This window comes from Rhizobium leguminosarum bv. trifolii WSM2297 (assembly GCF_000271845.1).
Genome location: NZ_JH719395.1, coordinates 3,244,633 through 3,260,060, shown reverse-complemented (window position 1 = coordinate 3,260,060; position 15,428 = coordinate 3,244,633). Strand labels below are relative to the sequence as shown.

The window sequence follows — 15,428 nt, the reverse complement described above, 5'->3', positions numbered from 1 at the left end:
GGCGCACAAATCGGCATCGGCCCTTCTAGAAGGACTGGCCGATGCCGGCGTAGATTCCATAATCTGTGCCATCTTCGTACTTGTTCAGCGGCACGGCAAAATCAAGCCGCAGCGGGCCGAAAGGTGTGGCATATCGTATTCCGGCGCCGGCACCGGCGCGGATATCGGAAAAGCCGGGAAAAGTGCTGTCCGATACGGTGCCGACATCGAGGAAGGGGACGACGCCGATCGTATCGGTGATCTTGATGCGGGCCTCCAGCGAACCGGTGACATAGGAGCGGCCGCCGGTGGGGTCGCCATTGTCGTTATAGGGCGAGATTTCCTGATAGCTGTAGCCGCGCACGGAGCCGCCGCCGCCGGCAAAGAAGCGCTGCGTGGCGGGAATGTTCTCGATGCCATCGCCGCCGATCAGCACACCGGCGGCGACCTTGCCGGCCAGCACCACGCCGGCCTCGGCGCCGAACGGCAAATAGCCGGAGATCGAGCCCTGGAAGGCGGCATAGGGCGTGGCGTTGAAGATCTCGTAACCCGGCTTTGCCGAAAATGTCGCGCGATAGCCTTCGGTCGGGTTGAACTTGTCGTCGCGGGCGTCGCGGTCATATTGCAGCGGCAGGGTGAAGGTCAGATAGTCGTTGGTGCCGAAGGCGTCGTCGTCGCGCTCCCAGCTGACCTCGCCGCTTGCCGAGACGGTGTCCCGGTCGGTCAATTCGTAGGAGAGGCCGAGCGAGGCGGTGACGAGCGTCGCATTATAGGCATCCGGGTTTTCGGTCTTGGCGACGATGCCGGCCTTCAGGGTGGCGGCGGGGAAGAAGGCTCCGGGCTTGGTGAAGAGGATGCCGGCGGAATAATCGAGACTGCCGATATCGGTGGTTTCGCCAAGCCGCGACACCGAGCCCTCGATCCTGAGCGTTTCGGCTTCGCCGAACAGGTTGCGATGGCCCCAATAGCCCTGAACGCCGAAGCCGTCGGTTGTGGAATATTGCGCGCCGACGCCGAAATAGCGCTGCTTGCCTTCGGACACCTCGATCGTCATCGGCAGCGTGCCATCCGGGGCCAGCGCATCGCCTTCGTGAATGGTGACGCTCGAAAACACGCCGAGGGCGCGAAGCCGCTCGCCGGCTTTCTTCAGCGCTTCCGGCGAGTAGGCTTCGCCCTTGTCCAGCCGGGAATAACGCTGGATGAAAGCGGGCTTGACGGTCTTTTCGCCGGTGACGCCGACATCGCCGATCGGGGCGACCGGACCACCTTCGGCAGCAAGGACGATATCGACGGTATCGCTCCTGTGGTCGGCGACCACCTTGCGTTCGGTGAGCTTGGCGAACGGCCGGCCCTCGCTCTTCAACTGCTCGACGATCTTGTCGCCGGCCTTGATGATGGCAAGCGAGCCGGCCTCGGCGCCTGGGGCGAGATCGTAATCGGCGGGATTGTGGTTTGCGGCATCGCCGCCGAACTGGACCTCCCTGACCTTGAAGATCGGACCGGGGGTTATGTCGACTGTGACGGGGACCGGCCCGGAGCGGTCGAATGTCGGATTGGGCGGCAGGGCGTCGATATCCTTGCCGTCGATGGTGATCGTCACCACGCCGCCGTAGCGGGCCTTTTCATACAAGGCGGCGATCAGCCGCTCGCGATCGTCGCGCGCCTTGACGACGACGCCGAGATCGCCGGAAACCGGCTGCTTCTGGTCGCTGAGCAGGCGGGAGCTGTTTTGCAGCGCTTCTTTCAGGTCGGGATCGGCGGTATCGGCTTTGAGCTCGACCTTATAGCGCACCGGATCGGGCACCTGCTGACTTTCGTCCTCGTCCTTGCCGAAGATGGTGATGCCGAAAAGCTTGAAGGCGTAAGCGTCGCCGATCAGGACCGGTGAGAACGCAGCTGCCGCTGCGACCACCATCATGGTGCCTGTTCGCCGATACGCAATACCTGTTTTCGGGCCTGTCCCTCTAATCCGCATACGCCGCTTTTGGTTACGTCTACAATGAAGCTTCGTTGCCCAGCCGTGAACAGCTTAGCGGCAAAATCGCGCGGGGTGTACCATTTTAAATTGCCAGCGCACTAATTTAGCACAAAAAATCCCGGAGGTGTGTCCGGGATTTCCTGGATGTATCGGTTTGCCGGCGATGTCAGCGCGGGCAGGTATCGATATAGCGGCGGCCGTAGCGGTCGCGATAGTAGCACTGGCCGGGCTGTTCGGCGACGCTGCCGATGAGGGCGCCGGACACGCCGCCGATAGCGGCGCCAACGGCTGCGCCACGGACGTTGCCGGTCACTGCGCCGCCGATGACCGCACCTGATGCAGCGCCGATGCCGGCGCCCTGCTGAGTCGGGGTGCAGCTTGCGATCGACAGGCCGATCAGTGCGAGTATGACAGCTTTCTTCATTTTTCTCTCCGAGGTTGTTGCCCAGCGGGCAAGGGCCGTCCCTTTTGTTTTTTGTCAGGCTAGAGCGAAAACTATGTCGGAAGAAAGGGTTGTCCACTGCTGCGCCGATTTTTTTGCGATATCGGCCATCGCCGTCCTCGCCAGGATCGCAAACCCGGCGGCGTTTTGCGGCATCAATTCCATGATCGCGGCGCGCAGATTTTTTCTCTGGAATCATTCAAAAAACTGGGCCTTTTGCCGCAGTTGATGTTAAAGCAAAGGGTAAGCATTGACGCGCGGACGTCCGGTCGGCAAGAACGGCCGCGCGATACTGGAGCAGATGATGGATTTCGAAGCGTTTTTCAAAAACGAACTGGACGGGCTTCATGCCGAGGGCCGTTACCGCGTTTTTGCCGATCTAGAGCGTCATCGCGGCAATTTCCCGCGCGCGACGCGCCATACGGCCGATGGCGAAAAGGAAGTCACGGTCTGGTGCTCCAACGACTATCTCGGCATGGGCCAGAACCCGAAGGTGATCGAGGCGATGAAAAACGCCATCGACCACTGTGGCGCGGGTGCGGGAGGCACCCGGAATATTTCTGGCACCACCCACTATCACGTCATGCTCGAGCGTGAGCTTGCCGATCTGCACGCCAAGGAAGCAGCACTGATCTTCACCTCGGGCTATGTCTCCAACTGGGCAGCCCTCGGCACGCTCGGCGCCAAGATCCCCGGCCTGATCATCTTCTCCGACGCGCTGAACCATGCCTCGATGATCGAGGGCATCCGTCATGCCAAGTGCGGCAAGGTGATCTGGAAGCACAATGACGTCGCCGATCTCGAAGCCAAGCTTGCTGCCGCCGATCCGAGGGCGCCGAAGCTGATCGCTTTCGAGAGCGTCTATTCGATGGACGGCGATATCGCCCCGATCAAGGAAATCTGCGACCTCGCCGACAAATACGGCGCGATGACCTATCTCGACGAAGTGCATGCGGTCGGCATGTACGGCCCGCGCGGCGGCGGCATTGCCGAGCGCGAGGGGCTGATGCACCGGCTGACGGTCATTGAAGGCACGCTTGGCAAGGCTTTCGGGGTGATGGGCGGCTATATCGCCGCGTCGGCTTCGCTTTGCGACTTCATTCGCTCGTTCGCCTCCGGCTTCATCTTCACCACGGCGCTGCCGCCGGCGCTTGCCGCCGGGGCGGTCGCCTCGATCCAGCACCTGAAGGTCAGCCAGTTCGAGCGCGCCAGGCATCAGGACCGGGTGCGCAAGCTGCGGGCGCTGCTCGACCAGCGCGGCATTCCGCATGTGCCCAATCCGAGCCATATCGTGCCGGTGCTGGTCGGCGATGCCGCCAAATGCAAGTGGATCTCCGATCTGCTGCTCGATAATTGCGGCGTCTACGTCCAGCCGATCAATTATCCGACAGTGCCGAAGAAGACCGAGCGCCTGCGCATCACCCCGACGCCGCTGCATTCCGATGCCGATATCGCCCATCTGGTCGAGGCGCTGCATTCGCTCTGGTCGCGCTGCGCGCTGGCAAGGCACGTCGCCTGATTTTTCGATGATCGCTTGGGTTCAAGCCGCGATCAGGACCTCCGCCGGAGGTTCTGATCGCGATCGGTTTTGCTTGCGCAACACCCCACCACAATCCCCCATCGCGCCAACAAGAGCATCCGCCGTTGGCGCTGTGAGAAGCTGCGCCGGTCCTTGCGACCGGTGTCGGTGGTAATCCGATCCGGCCGATGCGGACCGGTTCTCCGCACCTTGCTGGCTAGAAGCTTCCTCTCCCCGGCCTGTCCTGCCAATTGCATGAGAAAACCTTTTCTCACTTGACATCGCAGTTGGTAAAAGCTTTTCTCAAGCCACTTCAGAAGGAGGACGGTCTGAACATATCGGGAGGAAAAAGAGGCAGGATCACCATCCATGAGGTGGCGGCGGCTGCCGCGGTGAGCATCTCGACCGCGTCGAAGGCGCTCAACGACACCGGCCGGATGGGCGCGGAAACGCGCGAGCGGGTGAAGCGGATCGCCGGCGAAATCGGTTATCGGCCGAATGCCTTGGCGAGAGGTCTTCTCAGCAAGCGCAGCTTCACCATCGGGCTGCTGACCAACGACACTTACGGCCGTTTCACGCTGCCGGTGATGGCAGGTATTTCGGACGCGCTCGTCGATCATGGGGTTTCGGTTTTCCTCTGCGCCATCGAAGACGATCCGGCGCTCGCCCAGATCCATGTCGATGCGATGCTCGACAAGCAGGTCGACGGCATCATCGCCACGGGAAAGCGGCTGGACAGGCGTCTGCCCGTCGATCTGTCGAACTTGCATGTGCCTGTGGTCTACGCCTTCACCGAGGGGACGCAGAACAGCGTTACCTTTCGGTCTGACGACGAGCAGGGTGCGAGACTGGCAGTGGAATGGCTGGCGAAGGCCGGGCGGCGGCGGATTGCGCATATCACCGGGCCGGAGGATTTCTTTTCGGTGCGGGAGCGGGCCGGCGCCTATCACGAGGTGGCAGGCCACCGCGAACCGGTGCTTTACGGCGTCTGGTCGGAAAGCTGGGGCCATGAGGCAGTCGAACAGCTTTGGAAGCGGCCGGGAGAAAAACCCGATGCGCTGTTCTGCGGCAATGACCAGATCGCTCGCGGCGCGGTCGATGCGCTGCGCGAGCGCGGCGTCAAGGTGCCGCAGGACGTTTCCGTGATCGGCTTCGACAATTGGGAGATTGTCGCCGCCCAGACGCGGCCGCCGCTGACGACGGTGGATATGGAGTTGAAGGAGCTCGGGCGCCAGGCCGGATTGACGGTGCTGGCGCTTGCGGAAGGACGGCCTGTCGAGCCGGGTGTCAGGAAATTGCCGTGCCGGCTGATCGTCCGGCAGTCATGCGGGGGCAATGCCCCCACGGAGTGAGACCAAGGGAATGAGCAAGGGCGCAGGGAGATGCGCCATATCGGGAGGAGTGTCATGATCAAGCGTCTATTGGCGGCGACCAGCATCGCTACCTTATGTCTGTTTTCGGCTGCGTCGGCGGCTGAAAATGTCGAAATGTGGGTTCGTTCGGGCATCGGCGATGCCTTCAAGAAGGTCGTCGAAGCCTATAATTCCAGCCATGAGAACAAGGTCGTGATGACCGAGGTGCCGTTCTCCGAACTGGTGCAGAAATACGCAACGGCGATCGCCGGCGGACAGGCGCCCGACGCCCTGTCGATGGATCTGATCTATAACCCCGCCTTTGCTGCGGCCGGCCAGCTGGAAGACCTGACGGACTGGGCGAAATCGCTGCCCTATTTCAACTCGCTGTCGCCCTCGCATGTCCGCCTCGGCACCTATCAGGACAAGATCTACGGCCTGCCGCTCTCGGTGGAAACCTCGGTCTTTGCCTGGAACAAGGATCTCTACAAGAAGGCCGGTCTCGACCCCGATAAGGCGCCGGTCAGCTGGGACGAAATCACCGCCAATGCCGAGAAGATCCGGGCTTTGGGTGACGACACCTACGGCTTCTATTTCTCCGGCGGCGGCTGCGGTGGCTGCATGATCTTCACCTTCACGCCGCTCACCTGGGGTGCCGGCGCCGACATCCTGTCGGCCGACGGCAAGAAGGCGACGCTTGATACGCCGCAGATGCGCAAGGCCGTCGACATCTACCGCAACATGGTCAAGAAGGACCTGGTGCCGGCGGGTGCGGCCAGCGACACCGGCGCCAACTTCCTGACCTTCACCAATGGCAAGATCGGCCAGCAGAGCCTCGGCGCCTTTGCCATCGGCACGCTGGTGACCGAGCATCCCGACATCAACTTCGGCGTGACGCTCATCCCCGGCGTCGACGGCAAGCCTTCGTCCTTTGCCGGCGGCGACAATTTCGTCATCACCAAGGGCACCAAGAAGATCGACGCGGTGAAGGGCTTCCTCGAATATGTCTATTCGGAGGACGGCCAGAAGATCATGGCGAAATACGGCAGCCTGCCGACGCGCGGCGATATTGCCGATAAGGTGCTGGAAGGTCTCGATCCGCGCATGCAGGTCGGCCTCAAGGCGATCAGTGTCGCCAAGACGCCCTATACGCTGCAGTTCAACGACCTGATCAACAGCGCCAACGGTCCGTGGGCGAGCTTCACCAACGCCGCGATCTTCGGCGACGATGTCGACGGCGCCTTTTCGAGCGCCCAGTCGGAAATGCAATCGATCATCGATAGCGGCCAATAACTCTCTCCCGGCCGCGGCCGGGGAGCGGTGGCAGCTTCCCGGCCAATCCCAACCGACAGATGCGGAGCGTTTCGATGACCGGTTCCGGTTCAGAGATTCTATTGCCTCGGCGCAGGCGACGGCGCCAATCGAACTGGCGCGGCCTTGCCTATATCGCGCCGGCCATGGCGCTGGTCATCGTCTTCTTCATCATGCCGGTTCTGTTCACCGGATGGATGAGCCTGCACAACTGGCCGCTGATGGGGGCGTCGCGCTGGATCGGCTTGAATAATTATTATCGCATGGTCAACGACAGCCGCTTCGTGACGGCGCTGAATTTCACCGCCTATTATACCGTCATCGTCACCATCGCCATCTTCGCCATTGCCTTTCCGCTCGCCATCTTCGTCGAGAAGGAGCGGCAGTTCGTCGGCGCCTATCGCACCATCATCTTCCTGCCCGTCGTCGTCGGCCTTGCCACCGCCTCGCTGCTCTGGGTCTGGCTTGCCAATGTCGATAGCGGCTTCATCGGCCCGGCCCTGAAAGCGCTCGGTCTTGTCGAAAAGAGCCCCAATTTGCTGGCGACCTTCGACACCGCCTTTTTGACGATCGTGGTGATGGTCGTCTGGAAGATCGCCGGCTTCACCATGATCATTCTTCTCACCGGGCTGCAGGCCATTCCGTCCGAACTGACGGAGGCCGCCCGCATCGACGGCGCCGGCCGCTGGCAGCGTTTCCGGCATCTGACGCTGCCGCTGATGCGCAAGACGATCGCCCTGGCGCTGATCGTCTCGGTCACCGGCTCGATCCTCGCCTTCGACCAGTTCTACATCATGACCTCGGGCGGCCCGCAGAACAAGATGATCTCGGTGGTCTACTACATCTTCAACCAGTCCTTCGTGTCGTTCAATCTCGGTTACGGCGCGGCACTCTCGATCGTGCTGCTCGCCATCCTGATGGCGATCAGCATCGTGCAGCTCTGGCTGCTGCGCGTCGGGGAGGAACGTTCATGAGCACCTCACGGCAACGCCGCGCCCGCAAAGCCATCCGGACGAAGTCCGCCTATCACCTCACCGGCATCGCCATCTCGATCTTCTTCCTGGCGCCCTTCGCGATCACGCTGCTGTCCTCCTTCCGGCATGGCACCGAGGCCAGTCTGCCGCCCTTGCCGCCATGGCCGACCTCGGGCGTCAGCATCGATTCCTATGCGCTGCTCGATACGTTCGGCGCCGGCATCTGGCGGCACATGATCAATTCGCTGTTCGTCTCGGTCGCCACCGTGGTGCTGACCGTCACCGTCAGCCTGCTCGCCGGTTACGGCTTCTCGCGCTACCGCTTCCCGATGAAGAATGCGCTTTTCGTGCTGATCATCGCCACGCTGATGATCCCGTTCCAGTCGATCCTGACGCCGCTCTTCATCATCCTGGCAAAGCTCGGCCTCAACAATTCGCTGCTCGGGCTGACGCTGGTCTATGTGACGCTGCAGCTGCCCTTCTCGGTTTTCATGATGCGCAACGCCTTCGATGCGGTGCCGAAGGAGATCGAAGAGGCCGCACGCATCGACGGTGCGCGCGACCTCCGGCTTCTGGCCCGCGTGCTGCTGCCGCTGGTGCTTCCAGGCGTGGCGACGGTGGCGATCTTTGCCTTCCTCAATGCCTGGAACGAGTTTCTGGCCGCCCTGGTGCTGCTCTCCAGCAATGAGAAATACACATTGCCGGTGCTGATGACGGCGGTTCGCGCCGGACGGCTCGGCGCCATCAACTGGGGAGCGGTACAGGCCGGCGTCGTCGTCATGACGATCCCTTGCCTGATCGTCTTCCTGCTCCTGCAACGCTACTACATGCGCGGGCTGATGGCCGGCGCGGTGAAATAACCGAGGGAAAATCGAGCCCATGACCAAATCAAGCAACGACCGCCAGTTTCGCCCCGTCGCCGTTCCCGATGTGGAGCTCGGCGGCTTCTGGGGCAAATGGCAGGACGCCGTCTGCAATTCCACCGCCGAGACCCTGCTCGACCGCTGCGTCGAGGCCGGCATGCTGAAGGCGATCGACGTCAACCAGCCGAGCCCCGGCGTCGTCATTCCGATTCAGCCCTGGGGCGGGACGACGCAGATGTTCTGGGATTCCGACCTCGGCAAGTCGATCGAGACCATCGCCTATTCGCTCTATCGCCGGCCGAATCCGAAGCTGGAGGCGCGCGCCGATGAGATCATCGACATGTATGAGAGGCTGCAGGATAAGGACGGTTATCTCAATGCCTGGTTCCAGCGCGTCGAGCCCGCCCGCCGCTGGACCAACCTGCGCGATCATCACGAGCTTTATTGCGCCGGCCATCTGATGGAAGCGGCGGTTGCCTATTACCAGGCGACCGGCAAACGCAAGCTGCTCGATATTATGAGCCGCTTTGCCGATTACATGATCACCATGTTCGGCCATGGCGAAGGCCAGCTCCCCGGCTATTGCGGCCATGAGGAGGTCGAGCTGGCGCTGGTCAAGCTCGCCCGCGTCACCGGCGAGAAGAAATATCTCGACCTGTCGAAATTCTTCATCGACGAGCGCGGCACCGAGCCGCACTTCTTCACGGCCGAGGCGGCTCGCGACGGCCGGAGCGCTGCCGATTTCCATCAGAAGACCTATGAATATGGCCAGGCACACCAGCCGGTGCGCGAGCAGACCAAGGTCGTCGGCCATGCCGTGCGCGCCATGTACCTCTATTCCGGCATGGCCGACATCGCCACCGAATACAAGGACGACAGCCTGACGGCAGCGCTGGAAACGCTCTGGGATGATCTGACCACCAAGCAGATGTACATCACCGGCGGCATCGGCCCGGCGGCCTCCAATGAAGGCTTCACCGACTATTACGATCTGCCCAATGATACGGCCTATGCCGAGACCTGCGCCTCGGTCGGCCTGGTGTTCTGGGCGAGCCGCATGCTCGGCCGCGGCCCGGACCGGCGCTATGCCGACATCATGGAACAGGCGCTTTATAACGGCGCGCTGCCCGGCCTTTCCACCGACGGCAAGACCTTCTTCTACGACAATCCGCTCGAAAGCGCCGGCAAGCACCACCGCTGGAAATGGCACCATTGCCCCTGCTGCCCGCCGAATATCGCCCGGCTGGTGACGTCGATCGGCTCCTACATGTATGCCGTTGCCGACGACGAAATCGCCGTGCATCTCTATGGCGAAAGCACCACCCGGCTGAAGCTTGCCAACGGCGCTGAAGTGGAACTGCAGCAGGTGACCAACTATCCGTGGGACGGCGCGGTCGCCTTTACCACCAGGCTGGAAAAGCCGGCAAGATTTGCGCTGTCGCTGCGCATTCCCGATTGGGCGGAGGGTGCCACCCTCAGCGTCAATGGAGAAAAGCTCGATCTCGCTGCCACCATGCGCGACGGATATGCCCGGATCGATCGCCAATGGGCCGACGGCGATAGCGTCGCTCTCCACCTGCCGCTTTCGCTGCGCCCGCAATATGCCAATCCGAAGGTGCGCCAGGATGCCGGCCGCGTCGCCTTGATGCGCGGCCCGCTGGTCTACTGCGTCGAGACGACGGACAATGGCGCCGACCTCAACGCCATCGTCCTGCCCCGCGAACTCCCAGCCGCCGAGACCGTCGTGCTGAAGGATCTCAACGATGCCGTTGCCCTCGATCTCAAGGTCGAGCGCGAGGAGACGTCGAACTGGGGAACGCCGCTTTATCGCCAGGCGCCGGCTGAAAGGCAGGTCGCCACGGCGCGTTTCGTGCCCTATCATCTCTGGGACAACCGCGCGCCCGGAGAGATGCTCGTCTGGGTCCAGGCGGACAAGTAGGTCGTTTGGGGATGACGAACGGTATGGCTAACAAGAGCGTCGTGCTCCAGGACGTGCGAAAAAGCTATGGCAATCTGCAGGTGGTCCATGGGATCGACCTGACGATCGAAGAGGGCGAATTCGTCGTCTTCGTCGGCCCGTCCGGCTGCGGAAAATCGACGCTGCTTCGCATGATCGCCGGCCTTGAAGACGTCACCGACGGCGAGGTTGAGATCAAGGGCCGCATGGTCACCGATCTTGACCCTTCCGAGCGCGGCATCGCCATGGTCTTCCAGTCCTATGCGCTCTATCCGCATATGAGCGTGCGCGACAATCTGGCCTTCGGGCTGAAGATGGCGCGCACCCATGCCGCCGAGATCGAGACACGGGTGAAGGCGGCGTCGGCGATCCTGAAGATCGACCATCTTCTCGACCGGCGGCCCGGCCAGCTGTCCGGCGGCCAACGCCAGCGCGTGGCGATCGGCCGGGCGATCGTGCGCAAGCCCGATGTCTTTCTGTTCGACGAGCCGCTGTCCAATCTCGATGCGGAATTGCGGGTGTCGATGCGCATCGAGATCGCCCGCCTGCACCGCGAGCTCGGCAACACGATGATCTATGTCACCCACGACCAGACCGAGGCGATGACGCTTGCCGACAAGATCGTCGTGCTGCGCGACGGCCGGGTCGAGCAGGCCGGAACGCCGCGGCAGATCTACGAAGATCCTGCCAATACCTTCGTGGCCGGTTTCATCGGCTCGCCGAGGATGAACCTGCTGAATGCCCGCTGGGGCGAGGGGGGATCGGTCGAGGTCGCCGGCGCCCGCATCGAAACCGCCTTGATCAGCACGGCCCGGCCGGCCGGAGGCGCGGTGACGCTCGGTCTGCGGCCGGAGCATCTGAAGGTGGCGCCCGATCGGTCGGGCAAGCTGACGGCCAAGGTCGATTTCTCGGAATATCTCGGGGGAACGCAGTATCTCTACTGCCAGCTTGCTGATGGCCAGTCGCTGACCGTCGAACACCGCTCACCGATCAGCATCGCGGCGGGCGAAGAGGTCAGCCTGTTATTCGAGCCGTCGGATTGCCGGTTGTTCGACGAAGGCGGGAACCGATTGCGGTAACCGCTGATCTCGCTATCACCGCCAAGCGGTTCAGCTGGCGAGGTCCAGTTTCATCAGCGCCGCAGCTCGCTGCCGGGCCTCGATGTCGGCGGCAAAGACATCGTCCATCCCGGCTGCCGGCGGCAGGCCGGCCAGATCGTCCATGACCCTTTCGGTGATCTCGGCCATGGCGAGGAAGGGCAGCCGCCCCTCGATGAAGGCTTCGAGCGCCACTTCCTTGGCGCCGTTCAGCACCGCGCCTTGAACACCGCCGCGCGTCATCGCCAGGCGGGCGAGCCGCAATGCCGGAAACCGAACTTCGTCCGGCGCCTCGAAATCGAGCCTGGCGAGCTTGGCGAAATCCAGCCGCTCGATCGGCAGGTTCGGCCGGAGCGGAAAGGACAGGGCATAGCCGATCGCGGTGCGCATATCCGGCGCGCCGAGCTGAGCCAGCACCGAACCGTCGGTATAGCCGACCATCGAATGGATGATCGATTGCGGATGGATGATGACCTCGATCTGTTCGGGCGTCAGGCCGAACAGATGCCGGGCTTCGATCATCTCCAGCGCCTTGTTGAACATCGAGGCGCTGTCGATCGAGATCTTCAATCCCATCGACCAGTTCGGATGGGCGCGCGCGGTTTCCACCGTCACCCCGGCCATTTCTTGCCGCGAAGCGGTGCGGAACGGGCCGCCCGAGGCCGTCAGCACAACCCGCTCGATGGCATGGCGCTGGTTTTCCTCCAGCACCTGGAAAATCGCATTGTGTTCGCTATCGACGGGGAGCAGACGGCCGCCGCCCTTGCGGATCGCTGCGATGAACAGATCGCCGGCCGAGACCAGGCATTCCTTGTTGGCAAGGGCGATATCGGCGCCGCGCTTGGCTGCGGCCAGCGTCGGCGCCAGGCCGGCCGTGCCGACGATCGCCGCCATCACCCAGTCGGCTTCGCGGTCGGCTGCTTCCATCAGGCCGGATTTTCCGGAGGCGACCGCAATGCCGCTGCCGGACAGTGCGCTTTTGAGCGATTCGTAATGCCGGTCGTTTGCCGTCACCGCCATCCCAGCGCTAGAGGCTTTCGCCTGCTTGGCCAGCAATTCGACATTGCCGTTGCCGGTCAGCACCGAGATTTCGAAGTTCTCCCGTCCGCCCAGATGATCGACGACATTGAGCGTGTTCCGGCCGATCGAGCCGGTCGAGCCGAAGATGCTGAGGCGCCGCGGCGCGGTTTTGCCGGTCATTATCTGCAATTTCGCGAAAATTTCCCTTGTAGGCTCAGGCTCTACTAGGCTTTGCAGGGGGCGGCAAGTGTGCGGTGCAGCAGATTTCCTCCCTCAAGGGGTTTACAGAGCCGCGGCTGGATGTGATCCTTGTCATGTTGCTGGCGGATTCGAAATTCGCCGCGCCGTTCACGGTCGCAGAGGCAATTCGGGGCGCCGCGGCGTCCATCGAGGAACAGGCACTGAGGTGCCCGGCGGCCTTCGGCCAAACATGAAAATCGAGGATGAAACCGGGATAGACGGCTTGGCCGCGATCCCTCATCGCGTTCGCTGCGAGCGCATTCATACGTGTCGTTGCGGTTTCGGCGCTGCAGCCCTGTGCCCGGTCAAAAAGTTGGATTTCATGACGATATTCAAAACAGCATGCTTTCTTTTGGCGGTCCTGCCGTCGCTTACGTCAGCTGCAAAGGCCGATGACCTGGTGATCTGGTCCCCGGCAAAACTCTCCGACCGCTCCTACAAGGCGACGATGGGTTTTCGCCTGCCGGCCGAATGGGAAACCAGCGCTGGTGCCGATATTGCGCTGGCCTCGACCACAGGCGGGGCGCCGCTGCCCGATTCCGAGCAGGCCATGCTCTGGGGCAGGATCGTCAGGACCAACGTCACGCCGGCAGGCCAATCGCAGCGGGGCGCAAGGATCAGTGTCGATACGCTGCGCGGCAGCGGCGCGCTGACGCTCAGCCGCTCGCGCAGCTGGATTCTGTCGGATTCGCTCGACATGCAATCGAGCCGGTCGATCAGTGTCCAATATGACGCGGTCGATATCAAACAGGCCTCGGTGACGGCGTCGCAGGCGCTAAAGCTGATCCATCCCTGGACGGGAACGTCGCTTTCGGCGGGGGCCGGCATCAGCAATACCAGCGGCGATTTTTCGAGTTCGGTTGCCGTCAACCAGGCGATCCTGCCGAACCTCAATCTCGATGCCTCGGTGAGCAATCCGTTTTCACCAGCTGAGGCCGGCAGCGTCAATCTGCGCTATCGCCTCAATTGGTAGCGGGCCTGAAACCAAATCCAGCCGACGGGCGTTTCTTCCCCAGGTTTGACGCCCAGGTGCTATGGAGAAAAAATATCATGGTTTTCAAGGAACAGACATTTCACGGGCTCGAGCCCGAGATGGAAGCGGAAATTTCCAATCGCGCATCGGTCGAAGCGGCCGTCGCCAATGCCCTGGCAATTGCCGGCGGCATCGATGCGGCCGATGTCGAAGTGACGATGGAAAATGATCAGATCGTGCTGACCGGTACGGTCGGCACCGTCGGCGAGATCGAGCGGGCGACCGCGGTTGCCATGGCCGTCGAAGGCGTGCATTCGGTGCAGAACCGGATACTGCTCGGCGGTCCTCCGATCAATGAGCGGCATTGACGGGGGCGCTTTCGCGTCTCTCAATCCAACGCTCAGCCGATCAACCGGCGAAACGTTCGACCAGGAAGGACGAACCGGCCAGGCGATCGGTTTTCTGCATGGCACCCGATCCCTGCGGGTGATAGGCGATGGTGAGCAGCACCGCGCTGACGGCGACATAGGCGATTGCCAAAAGACTGAGCTTGATACGCATGACGCTTCTCCTTTCGCCCATAACGCGGCCGATATGGCCGAAGTTCCGCATCCCCCAATCAAATGAAAAGCCCGGCTGATCGGCCGGGCTTCGTGGGTGGATCGCTTATCGGCAGACCCTGGTTTCCTTGATGACCGTGTGGCCGTGGCGGCGGATTTTTTCCGTCTTGGTGAAGCAGTCGCGGGACACGTGGCGCGCCCGCATACGCTCGCGGTAATAGGGCCGCTCCGCATGGTAATAGGGCCGTTCCGCATCACGATAGTAGGGGCGGGCGTCATCCGTGGTGATGGTGACGCTGGCCGCCTGGGACGGCACGGCGGAAAAAATGGATGCGGCAGCGAGTGTGCAGGCAATGATAATCTGTTTCATGACAAGCCTCTCTTTCTCAGTTGTTCACGGGAGCAACTCGCTGGAAGCGCTGTCGGTTCAATCACATAGCATTACCGATTGTGTCGAAGAGAAACCTTTGCGGCTGCGGATCGTTAAATCATGTCGTGCAAAAGTGTCCGCGGTTTTGCGATAACGACATGCGTAGAACAAAGATCTGAAGCGCGACCAGCCTATCTGAAAGATCGCAACGCGCTTGGCGCTGAGGAGAGCCGGAGGCATCGAGAATGGGACCGATTGCAAGGATCATCGCCATCGTCGCCGGCCTTGCCGGCGGTACGGTTTTTTCGCAGGCGCCGGAATTTGCGCAGCAATACCGCCAGCGGATCGGCGGCGCGATCGACGAATTGCGCGTCATCGTCGAGGACTTCAACACCCAGGCAGCCGACCACCATCTCGACCGCCAGCAGGCGCTGAACACCTATGCGCAATCCTCCGACGATTTCCTGCGCGACCGCGGCGTGTCGATGCAGAGCACGATCACGCGCTACGAAACGCTGCTGTCGCAGCAACTGAAACTCGGCACCGCCGCCCCCGTCGCCAAGCCCTTCGTCTTGTTGCGGGAGCCGGACGACGTCGTTTTCGCCAATACCTGGCGGGATTTTGTGCCGGGCGTGCCGGTCAGCTTTGCAGGGCTTGTCTGGGGCGCGATCGGTTTTATCGGTGGCTGGGTTGTGGCGGCGCTGTTGGGATTGGGTGCGCGGCGGGTTGTGCGGAGACCGAAGGGCGTTCGTCGGGTGAGTTGACGGCGGCGAGCGCAGACTGCTGATCCACA

The 15,428-nt window shown here is 62.2% G+C and carries 16 protein-coding genes; 11 read left to right on the top strand and 5 right to left on the bottom strand.

The window, feature by feature from the left end; all coding sequences use genetic code 11:
* Window positions 1-25: 25 nt before the first annotated feature.
* Window positions 26-1,954 carry an autotransporter assembly complex protein TamA gene (locus tag RLEG4DRAFT_RS31015; RefSeq protein ID WP_171898247.1) on the bottom strand — a complete coding sequence of 643 codons (1,929 nt, stop codon included), beginning with the start codon at window positions 1,952-1,954 and terminating at the stop codon, window positions 26-28.
* Window positions 1,955-2,123: 169 nt separating this feature from the next.
* On the bottom strand, window positions 2,124-2,381 hold the full coding sequence (locus RLEG4DRAFT_RS31010; RefSeq protein ID WP_003582726.1) for a YMGG-like glycine zipper-containing protein: 258 nt from the start codon (window positions 2,379-2,381) through the stop codon (window positions 2,124-2,126).
* Between the two features lie 322 nt (window positions 2,382-2,703).
* Between RLEG4DRAFT_RS31010 and hemA the strand changes: the two genes are divergently transcribed.
* From hemA to RLEG4DRAFT_RS30975, 7 genes are all read left to right on the top strand, one after another.
* A complete protein-coding gene (hemA, locus tag RLEG4DRAFT_RS31005) occupies window positions 2,704-3,918 on the top strand; it encodes a 5-aminolevulinate synthase (protein WP_003582725.1) in 1,215 nt (404 codons plus the stop codon).
* Window positions 3,919-4,292: 374 nt separating this feature from the next.
* A complete protein-coding gene (locus RLEG4DRAFT_RS31000) occupies window positions 4,293-5,270 on the top strand; it encodes a LacI family DNA-binding transcriptional regulator (protein WP_037094398.1) in 978 nt (325 codons plus the stop codon).
* A 54-nt stretch (window positions 5,271-5,324) separates the two neighbouring features.
* Complete coding sequence (locus tag RLEG4DRAFT_RS30995) at window positions 5,325-6,563, top strand: ABC transporter substrate-binding protein (protein WP_003582720.1); 1,239 nt, start codon at window positions 5,325-5,327, stop codon at window positions 6,561-6,563.
* A 74-nt stretch (window positions 6,564-6,637) separates the two neighbouring features.
* Complete coding sequence (locus RLEG4DRAFT_RS30990; protein WP_003582719.1) at window positions 6,638-7,555, top strand: carbohydrate ABC transporter permease; 918 nt, start codon at window positions 6,638-6,640, stop codon at window positions 7,553-7,555.
* Complete coding sequence (locus tag RLEG4DRAFT_RS30985) at window positions 7,552-8,415, top strand: carbohydrate ABC transporter permease (RefSeq protein ID WP_003582717.1); 864 nt, start codon at window positions 7,552-7,554, stop codon at window positions 8,413-8,415. Before RLEG4DRAFT_RS30990 ends, RLEG4DRAFT_RS30985 begins: the two co-directional genes overlap by 4 nt.
* A gap of 19 nt (window positions 8,416-8,434) precedes the next feature.
* Entirely contained in the window at window positions 8,435-10,357 is a 1,923-nt protein-coding gene (locus tag RLEG4DRAFT_RS30980) for a glycoside hydrolase family 127 protein (RefSeq protein WP_003582715.1), read from the top strand.
* 11 nt (window positions 10,358-10,368) lie between these two features.
* The gene (locus RLEG4DRAFT_RS30975) at window positions 10,369-11,454 is read left to right on the top strand and encodes an ABC transporter ATP-binding protein (RefSeq protein WP_003582713.1); all 1,086 of its coding nucleotides are present in this window, start codon (window positions 10,369-10,371) and stop codon (window positions 11,452-11,454) included.
* Between the two features lie 30 nt (window positions 11,455-11,484).
* Here RLEG4DRAFT_RS30975 and dxr read toward each other — a convergent pair whose 3' ends face one another.
* Window positions 11,485-12,675, bottom strand: a complete 1,191-nt coding sequence (gene dxr, locus RLEG4DRAFT_RS30970; protein ID WP_037094937.1) for a 1-deoxy-D-xylulose-5-phosphate reductoisomerase — start codon at window positions 12,673-12,675, stop codon at window positions 11,485-11,487.
* 71 nt (window positions 12,676-12,746) lie between these two features.
* Between dxr and RLEG4DRAFT_RS30965 the strand changes: the two genes are divergently transcribed.
* From RLEG4DRAFT_RS30965 to RLEG4DRAFT_RS30955, 3 genes are all read left to right on the top strand, one after another.
* A complete protein-coding gene (locus RLEG4DRAFT_RS30965; RefSeq protein ID WP_037094394.1) occupies window positions 12,747-12,926 on the top strand; it encodes a hypothetical protein in 180 nt (59 codons plus the stop codon).
* Between the two features lie 128 nt (window positions 12,927-13,054).
* Window positions 13,055-13,705: a hypothetical protein gene (locus tag RLEG4DRAFT_RS30960; RefSeq protein WP_051040943.1), complete on the top strand. Its 651-nt coding sequence runs from the start codon at window positions 13,055-13,057 to the stop codon at window positions 13,703-13,705.
* Between the two features lie 77 nt (window positions 13,706-13,782).
* Window positions 13,783-14,073 (top strand): BON domain-containing protein, encoded by a 291-nt coding sequence (locus RLEG4DRAFT_RS30955; RefSeq protein WP_003582704.1) that lies wholly within the window; start codon window positions 13,783-13,785, stop codon window positions 14,071-14,073.
* 40 nt (window positions 14,074-14,113) lie between these two features.
* Here RLEG4DRAFT_RS30955 and RLEG4DRAFT_RS41050 read toward each other — a convergent pair whose 3' ends face one another.
* Window positions 14,114-14,266: a hypothetical protein gene (locus RLEG4DRAFT_RS41050; RefSeq protein WP_003582702.1), complete on the bottom strand. Its 153-nt coding sequence runs from the start codon at window positions 14,264-14,266 to the stop codon at window positions 14,114-14,116.
* A 105-nt stretch (window positions 14,267-14,371) separates the two neighbouring features.
* Complete coding sequence (locus RLEG4DRAFT_RS30950) at window positions 14,372-14,635, bottom strand: hypothetical protein (RefSeq protein WP_003582700.1); 264 nt, start codon at window positions 14,633-14,635, stop codon at window positions 14,372-14,374.
* Between the two features lie 245 nt (window positions 14,636-14,880).
* Between RLEG4DRAFT_RS30950 and RLEG4DRAFT_RS30945 the strand changes: the two genes are divergently transcribed.
* Complete coding sequence (locus RLEG4DRAFT_RS30945; protein ID WP_003582699.1) at window positions 14,881-15,399, top strand: DUF2937 family protein; 519 nt, start codon at window positions 14,881-14,883, stop codon at window positions 15,397-15,399.
* The last annotated feature ends 29 nt before the right edge of the window (window positions 15,400-15,428 follow it).

Coding starts and splice junctions, on each gene's coding strand:
- RLEG4DRAFT_RS31015 (WP_171898247.1), bottom strand. CDS start 1,954: ATGCGGATTAGAGGGACAGGCCCGAAAACAGGTATTGCGTATCGGCGA.
- RLEG4DRAFT_RS31010 (WP_003582726.1), bottom strand. CDS start 2,381: ATGAAGAAAGCTGTCATACTCGCACTGATCGGCCTGTCGATCGCAAGC.
- hemA (WP_003582725.1), top strand. CDS start 2,704: ATGGATTTCGAAGCGTTTTTCAAAAACGAACTGGACGGGCTTCATGCC.
- RLEG4DRAFT_RS30995 (WP_003582720.1), top strand. CDS start 5,325: ATGATCAAGCGTCTATTGGCGGCGACCAGCATCGCTACCTTATGTCTG.
- RLEG4DRAFT_RS30990 (WP_003582719.1), top strand. CDS start 6,638: ATGACCGGTTCCGGTTCAGAGATTCTATTGCCTCGGCGCAGGCGACGG.
- RLEG4DRAFT_RS30985 (WP_003582717.1), top strand. CDS start 7,552: ATGAGCACCTCACGGCAACGCCGCGCCCGCAAAGCCATCCGGACGAAG.
- RLEG4DRAFT_RS30980 (WP_003582715.1), top strand. CDS start 8,435: ATGACCAAATCAAGCAACGACCGCCAGTTTCGCCCCGTCGCCGTTCCC.
- RLEG4DRAFT_RS30975 (WP_003582713.1), top strand. CDS start 10,369: ATGACGAACGGTATGGCTAACAAGAGCGTCGTGCTCCAGGACGTGCGA.
- RLEG4DRAFT_RS30960 (WP_051040943.1), top strand. CDS start 13,055: ATGACGATATTCAAAACAGCATGCTTTCTTTTGGCGGTCCTGCCGTCG.
- RLEG4DRAFT_RS30955 (WP_003582704.1), top strand. CDS start 13,783: ATGGTTTTCAAGGAACAGACATTTCACGGGCTCGAGCCCGAGATGGAA.
- RLEG4DRAFT_RS41050 (WP_003582702.1), bottom strand. CDS start 14,266: ATGCGTATCAAGCTCAGTCTTTTGGCAATCGCCTATGTCGCCGTCAGC.
- RLEG4DRAFT_RS30950 (WP_003582700.1), bottom strand. CDS start 14,635: ATGAAACAGATTATCATTGCCTGCACACTCGCTGCCGCATCCATTTTT.
- RLEG4DRAFT_RS30945 (WP_003582699.1), top strand. CDS start 14,881: ATGGGACCGATTGCAAGGATCATCGCCATCGTCGCCGGCCTTGCCGGC.